We start from the raw sequence: 6,541 nt of genomic DNA, 5'->3' as shown, positions 1-6,541 counted from the left end.
GTCCCCTCCTCGCTGTTGCGCCGGTTCATCTGCCCGCGGCTTCCATTCCGGAAATAACAGTCGGCGCGTAATTCACATGCGAATGTAAATAGCAAATAGATGTCGTCATTAACATACTACCATCAAACGATATTTTTGTTAATCAGTTACGAAGCATGATTCTTATTTGTTAACAAATTTACTTCGGCTTGCATTACAACCGCTGCGCAGGGCTATTCCCATGCTGTGCCTTCTTGAAAATATGAAGGTGAAAAAATAATGATTTCAGCGGTGCGAAGGGGGTGATGAAGAAATCTCTCCGCTTTCTTCACGAGCTATCCTTTCTGCTCCACCAACGTCGGAGGACATCTATTGGCTAGCTTGTGCCCTTTGGGAAAGTTGGTTAGCTGCGGCAATACACCGCACCACTCGCCTGTCAGTTCCACCCCGACCTGATTGCCGCAATCGAACAAGCTTTGACCAGAGTGAACCGGGAATTGTGCAACCAAGCGCCTCCAGACCGTCGCGCAGGTGCTACTCAGTAAGCCGGTTCAGGCAATCTTGCTTGGGCTGTATGTTGCTAACGCGAGTTCGGGCAGCGACGGCCTCGATGAACATCTATCCAAAGCCAAGCGTCAGGCCCGTACCCGACAATGTCCTATGTTGGGAGCAGATTGCTAGTTGAGGCATCAAATCACAGGCCCCCCCCCCCGACGACCTCCTGATGTTGACCGTCGTGTGAATATCCGCGATCTGGCTGTCATGACTGCAAGCCGTTCCATTCAGCCACGGGAGTTCTGGCCAGCTTCTTGATCACCGCAAAAGTGAAGCCATAGCGGTAGATCACCCATGTCAGAGCAAGGGTGGCCTGCTTCAGCTGTACGAGCGCCGATCAGGCGGCTGGAGCGGGAGGCCAAGTGAAAGGCTCTCGGACCAGCACGGGTGCTGAGGCTGCTTCCTCAAGCCACGAACAGATGCCGGAAGGCATCCGGCGTGCGGGCGGCATCCGACAGGCGACACTTGTCCAGCACTGTCATGAAGGCTTCTCTGGCTTCGGAAAAGACGTCCGGCAGGCTGCATCCTTCGGCGATCCGGCAGGTGCTGCAATCGACAATCCTGCTGTCTCCTTCCGTATGCCGGACAACCTGACCAATGGTGATGTCCGCAGCCGGCCGGGCCAGCGACAATCCCCCATAACGTCCCCTGGTGGTCCTGACAAAGCCAGCAGCCCCCAGGTCCTGAATGATCTTCATCAGGTTGTTTTGTGAGATGCCGTGGGCTTCGGCGATCTGCCGGATCGACACCCGCCCACCCTCATGGCCGGCAAGGTAGATCAGCGCACGAAGCGCATAGTCGGTGTAGCGGGTCAACTTCATCTTTTCACATTAGATGCATTCCCTTTGCATGTATAGGGATATATAGATGCATCTATAATGCATGTTTAGGAGAGACTCATGCCGCGTCCCCTGTCGCAACAGACCATTGCCGTCGTGAAGGCGACGGTGCCCGCGCTGGAACAGCATGGTCCCCTGATTACTGAGACGATGTACCGCCGCCTGTTCCGCAACTCAGACATCGCTGCGCTGTTCAACCAGGCCAATCAGAAGAAGGGCACACAGCGCCTTGCCCTGGCGCAGGCCGTACTGGCCTATGCCCAGAACATCGAAAACCTGTCCGCTCTCGGCGCGGCGGTGGAACGGATTGCCCAGAAGCACATCGGCTATGCGATCCTGCCAGTGCATTATCCCTTTGTGGCGGAAGCTCTTCTTGGTGCCATGGAAGAGGTTCTGGGCGATGCGGCGACACCGGACATTCTGCAGGCATGGGGCGAGGCCTATTGGTTCCTGGCAGACCTTCTGATCGAACGCGAAGCTGCCATCCGCACAGAGATCGAAGCAAAGCCCGGAGGCTGGACCGACTGGCGCCGCTTCGTGGTGGCGGAACGGCAGGTCGAGGCAGAAGGGATCGTCTCATTCATCTTGCGGTCCGAGGATGGCGGCCTTGTTGTCCCACACCGGCCGGGACAGTATCTGACCCTGCGCTTTGACGAGGCCGGCCTCCCAGGCGTGAAGCGGAACTACTCCATCTCCAGCATTCCAGGCGACGAGAGCTACCGGATCACCGTGAAGCGAGAGCCGAACGGAGAAGCATCCTGTTTCCTGCATGATCACGCGCCTGTGGGCACCATCCTTGAGGCCACGCCACCCGCTGGAGACTTCCATCTTGCCAAGGACCCGCAGCGTCCGCTGATCCTGCTGTCGGGCGGCGTCGGCCTGACGCCCGTCGTCAGCATGCTGGAAGTTCTGGCAGAACAGCATCGGGACGTGCCCGTCTTTTATGTGCATGGCACCAGCAGTCCTGCCCATCATGCCCTTGACGCTCAGGTGCGGCTTGCGGCCGCCCGGCACGGTAATGTTCTGGTCGAGACCTTCTACGAGACTGGCGGCGACGACAGGGCCAATTCGGGCCGGATCACCATCAACTGGCTCCGGGCCAACACGCCCCTGGACGAAGCGGAGGTCTATCTCTGCGGCCCCCGTCCTTTCCTGCGGCGCTTCGTTGTCGGCCTGAAGGATGTGGGCATCCCTGCCGATCGCATCCACTACGAGTTCTTCGGCCCGGCCGACGAACACCTTGCCACGTAGAGCAAAGGAGCGGGATCAGGGATCGGGGTTTGCCATGAAGATCGTGTTCGACCAGGATCGCCCCATCGTCGAGGCAGACGAGATCGCAGCGCTGCTGGAACTCGATGTGTCTGGCTTTCAGGATCTCATGCATTCCGGAAAGATCAGGAGCATTGTGGAACGAGGTGAAGGCGAGGACGAAGGGAAGGTTCGCCTGACCTTCCAATCGCCTCAATGGCGGGTTCGCCTGACCTGCGCGCCCGACGGCGAGGTCTTAACCGTGACGCGTGCGGCTTGCTCTTTTCCTTGAGGTGCGGGGCTATCGGCTTCAGGGTCGGACTATGGGATGCGGCAGCGAGTGCGGCTTTGAAAAGCGCATGTTGCAGCGCTTGTTGTCCTCCCGCAATCATGCGGCAACCGCGGATCGCGTCGCTATCACGGTGCACGGGTGAAACGCCGGCCATTGAGGCTGCCTAACACGCCGTCATGCGGCCGAGTTCCGGCATCTCCGAAAGCAACATGGTCGCATAAACCGGACCGATCTCCGGAACAGAGCGGAGCAGCTTCACCTGAGCGGCCGGGGCATTCTCTCTCACGCAAGGACGCCTGCAATCCTCTGCTCCAACTTCCGGATCTGGGCCCTGATCATGGTCCTGAGCTCCTCGTCCATGAGGTCCGGTTCTGCTGCAACATCCTGTCTCCTGTGCGCGCCGAAGGGTCAACTCGATGGTGTATCCGTCCCGTCGCGTTGATTGAGCACTTTCCAGCAGAACTCGCTCATTCTTGCCGTCCATCTTGATTTGTCCGTCGGTGAGCCGGCGGAGTTCCTCTGGGGTCATGTCAGTTCGGGTGTGAAAACGCAGGTAGTCACCTCCGGTTTCAACACCACCGATAAGCTGAGGACTGCCTTCCAGCTTCAGGATCGCATTATTCATAGTCTCCTCCCTTATTGCTTTGCCAGCACCGCGGGCGATTATCGCCACTGGGTTACGGTGCAGGGACGCAGACTGTCGCACACGATGGACCCGCGGAAGGGCGCGCCGCTTGCCGCTTTGCCCGCTTCGGTCACCGTGGTGGCACCGACCTGCGCCGAGGCCGATGCCTGGGCGACCGCGCTGATGGTGGCGGGCCCTTCGGCGGGGGCTGAGCTTGCGGCCAGACATGACCTCGATGCACTGTTTCTTCTGCGTGGTGATGACGGGGGCTTGCAGACGCGGGCCGTCGGGTGCCTCTTTGGCGGCAACGCCACGGCAGCGGGTGAGGGACAGGCGTGACCTACAAGCGAACGGATTTTTTGAATACGGGCTTGCTGGCGGTTGCCCTTGGAGGGCTGTTGGCGGGGCTGGCGCTGTATATGGGAGGCCATCTCGATCTTGCAGGACTGGCTTGGACTGCGGGCGTGCTGCCGGTCCTGGCCGCTTTGCTGTCCGAGATCCTGCGCAGCCTGTCGCGGGGCGAGGTCGGCCTCGACATCGTGGCGGCGCTGTCGATGTCGGCGGCCTTGGCCTTTGGCGAGACCCTGGCCGCCGCCGTCGTGGCGGTGATGTATTCCGGCGGCACCTTCCTGGAAAGCTTTGCCGAAGGCCGCGCCCGGCGCGAGATGCGCGACCTGCTGTCCCGCGTGCCCCGCACCGCCACCCGCCACCGCAATGGCGGGCTGGAGGACGTGGCCTTGGACGACATCCGCCCCGGCGACCGCCTGCTGATCCGCCAGGGTGACGTGGTGCCGGTGGACGGTCTGGTCGCCTCGGCCACGGCCTTCCTGGATACGTCGGCGCTGACGGGCGAGTCCCTGCCCGTCCGCCTTGAGGAAGGTGCCGAAGCGATGAGCGGATCCACCAACGCGGGCGATGCCTTTGACCTGATCGCCACGCACGAGGCCCGAGACAGCACCTATGCCGGTATCGTCCGCCTGGTCGAGCAGGCGCAGCGGTCCCGCGCCCCCATGGCCCGGCTGGCCGATCGCTGGTCGCTGGGCTTTCTGGCCGTGACGCTTCTGATCGCCGGGGCGGCCTGGTGGTTCACCGGCGATCCGATCCGCGCAGTCGCCGTGCTGGTGGTTGCCACCCCCTGCCCGCTCATCCTGGCCGTGCCCGTGGCCCTGGTTGCGGGTCTGTCGCGGGCTGCCCATTTCGGCGTGCTGGTCAAGGGCGCCAAGCCCTTGGAGGCGATGGCCCGCATCCGCACACTGATTCTCGACAAGACCGGCACGCTGACCGACGGCCGCCCCCGGATCGTCAGCATCGACAGCGCCGAAGGCATGGCCGAGGACGAGATCCTGCGCCTTGCCGCAGCAGCTGACCAAGCGACGAAGCACCCCGTCGCCCAGGCGATCGTCGCGGCGGCGAAGACCCGCGGCATGACCCTGCCCCTTCCCCGCGACACGGTCGAACTCCCTGGCGAGGGCGTCATCGCTGTCGTCGAAGGGCAGCAGGTCGTCGTGGGTGGCTACGGCTTCGTGGCTGGACGCGTGGGTCATACGAGCGATCATCCGGACCTGGCTGCCGGATCGGTCATGGTGGCGGTTGCGGTCGATGGCCGCATGGCGGGGCACCTGGTCATGTCGGACCCGCTGCGGGAGGGCGCGAGCGACATGCTGTCGGGGCTGCGTCGTCAGGGGGTCGAGCGCATCCTGCTGGCCACTGGCGATCGGGCCGAGGTCGCCCGCCGCGTGACCGAGGGCCTTGGTCTTGACGGCATCCGCGCGGACCTGACGCCCGACGAGAAGGTGCTGCTGGTCCTGACCGAACACAAGCATGGTCCGGTGATGATGGTGGGCGACGGCGTCAACGACGCTCCGGCCCTCGCTGCGGCCGACGTTGGCGTGGCCATGGGCGCGCGCGGCGCCGCCGCCAGTGCCGAGGCCGCCGACGTGGTCCTGCTGGTGGACCGCCTGGACCGCATCGGCCCCGGGATCGAGATCGCGCGCAGATCCCGCCGCATTGCGCTTGAAAGCGTGGTGGCGGGCATCGGCCTATCGGTCGGGGGCATGATCGCCGCCGCCCTGGGCTACCTGACCCCCGTGCAGGGCGCCCTGATCCAGGAAGCCGTCGACGTGGCCGTCATCCTCAACGCCCTGCGCGCCCTGCGCATCCAACCCGCCCAGGCCCGCACGGCCCCCTCGGCCGATGAACCGCACCAGGAAGGAGCCCTTGCATGAGCCGCCTGTCCCATTCGGAAATCCACATGGTTCACCGCATCGGCTGGCTGCGTGCGGCGGTGCTGGGGGCCAATGACGGGATCCTCTCCACCTCCAGCCTGGTCGTGGGCGTGGCCGCTGCCGGGACTGGCCGGACCGAGGTGCTGGTTGCAGCACTGGCAGGACTCGTCGCGGGCGCCATGTCGATGGCGGCAGGCGAATATGTCTCAGTCAGTTCGCAGACCGATGCCGAGAACGCCGATCTCGACAAGGAGCGCAAGGAACTGGCCGAGATGCCCGAGGCAGAGCTTGAGGAACTGACGCGGATCTATCAGGAGCGCGGTCTGACGCGCGACCTGGCGCAGCAGGTGGCGGCGCAACTGACAGCACAGGATGCGCTCGGCGCCCATGCCCGAGACGAGTTGGGGATTTCCGAGACGGTGACCTCTCATCCGGTGCAGGCGGCGGTCGTCTCGGCCCTGACCTTCGCGGCAGGCGCAGTCGTGCCGCTGATCGTGGCGCTGCTGGCGCCGCCTGCGCAGATCGTCGTGTTCGTGGTTGTCGCGACATTGCTTGCTCTGGCCGTACTGGGTGGCTTGGGCGCCTCCGCAGGCGGCGCCGGCATTCTTCGCGGCGCGATGCGGGTGACGCTGTGGGGCGTCCTTGCCATGGGCGCGACAGCCGTCGTGGGAACGCTGTTTGGTGTTACGGTCGGGTAACTGACGGACTCCAATAACGTGACGGCTGCACCCAAACTGTAAGCTGGGCGCAAGGTCGCCATGCCAGTCCCGCTTAAAAG

6 protein-coding genes and 1 pseudogene are annotated in these 6,541 nt (G+C 63.3%); 5 read left to right on the top strand and 2 right to left on the bottom strand.

Annotation, left to right across the window (positions count from 1 at the left end; translation table 11 throughout):
• Positions 1 to 938 precede the first annotated feature (938 nt).
• Positions 939 to 1,355: an Rrf2 family transcriptional regulator gene (locus CK944_RS15320; RefSeq protein ID WP_103173940.1), complete on the bottom strand. Its 417-nt coding sequence runs from the start codon at positions 1,353 to 1,355 to the stop codon at positions 939 to 941.
• A 78-nt stretch (positions 1,356 to 1,433) separates the two neighbouring features.
• Here CK944_RS15320 and hmpA point away from each other — a divergent pair, with 78 nt between their 5' ends.
• Together hmpA and CK944_RS24010 are read left to right on the top strand one after the other, a co-directional pair.
• The gene (hmpA, locus tag CK944_RS15315; protein WP_103173939.1) at positions 1,434 to 2,624 is read left to right on the top strand and encodes an NO-inducible flavohemoprotein; all 1,191 of its coding nucleotides are present in this window, start codon (positions 1,434 to 1,436) and stop codon (positions 2,622 to 2,624) included.
• A 34-nt stretch (positions 2,625 to 2,658) separates the two neighbouring features.
• Positions 2,659 to 2,913, top strand: a complete 255-nt coding sequence (locus CK944_RS24010) for a DUF6522 family protein (RefSeq protein WP_239986092.1) — start codon at positions 2,659 to 2,661, stop codon at positions 2,911 to 2,913.
• Positions 2,914 to 2,941: 28 nt separating this feature from the next.
• Here CK944_RS24010 and CK944_RS24345 read toward each other — a convergent pair.
• A pseudogene (locus CK944_RS24345) lies at positions 2,942 to 3,067 on the bottom strand (transposase); the annotation flags it as partial.
• Positions 3,068 to 3,355: 288 nt separating this feature from the next.
• On the opposite strand from CK944_RS24345, the gene CK944_RS24340 reads away from it, so the two are divergent.
• The 3 genes from CK944_RS24340 to CK944_RS15295 are packed head-to-tail and all read left to right on the top strand — an operon-like array spanning position 3,356 to position 6,461.
• On the top strand, positions 3,356 to 3,877 hold the full coding sequence (locus tag CK944_RS24340) for an FAD:protein FMN transferase (protein ID WP_103173937.1): 522 nt from the start codon (positions 3,356 to 3,358) through the stop codon (positions 3,875 to 3,877).
• Positions 3,874 to 5,763 (top strand): heavy metal translocating P-type ATPase, encoded by a 1,890-nt coding sequence (locus CK944_RS15300; protein WP_103173936.1) that lies wholly within the window; start codon positions 3,874 to 3,876, stop codon positions 5,761 to 5,763. Before CK944_RS24340 ends, CK944_RS15300 begins: the two co-directional genes overlap by 4 nt.
• On the top strand, positions 5,760 to 6,461 hold the full coding sequence (locus CK944_RS15295) for a VIT family protein (RefSeq protein ID WP_103173935.1): 702 nt from the start codon (positions 5,760 to 5,762) through the stop codon (positions 6,459 to 6,461). The genes CK944_RS15300 and CK944_RS15295 overlap by 4 nt, the downstream gene beginning before the upstream one ends.
• The last annotated feature ends 80 nt before the right edge of the window (positions 6,462 to 6,541 follow it).

The sequence above is a fragment of the Paracoccus sp. SY genome (assembly GCF_002901215.1).
GTDB classification, from domain to species: domain Bacteria; phylum Pseudomonadota; class Alphaproteobacteria; order Rhodobacterales; family Rhodobacteraceae; genus Paracoccus; species Paracoccus acridae.
This window is presented reverse-complemented; position numbering and strand designations above follow the sequence as displayed.

Coding starts and splice junctions, on each gene's coding strand:
- CK944_RS15320 (WP_103173940.1), bottom strand. CDS start 1,355: ATGAAGTTGACCCGCTACACCGACTATGCGCTTCGTGCGCTGATCTAC.
- hmpA (WP_103173939.1), top strand. CDS start 1,434: ATGCCGCGTCCCCTGTCGCAACAGACCATTGCCGTCGTGAAGGCGACG.
- CK944_RS24010 (WP_239986092.1), top strand. CDS start 2,659: ATGAAGATCGTGTTCGACCAGGATCGCCCCATCGTCGAGGCAGACGAG.
- CK944_RS15295 (WP_103173935.1), top strand. CDS start 5,760: ATGAGCCGCCTGTCCCATTCGGAAATCCACATGGTTCACCGCATCGGC.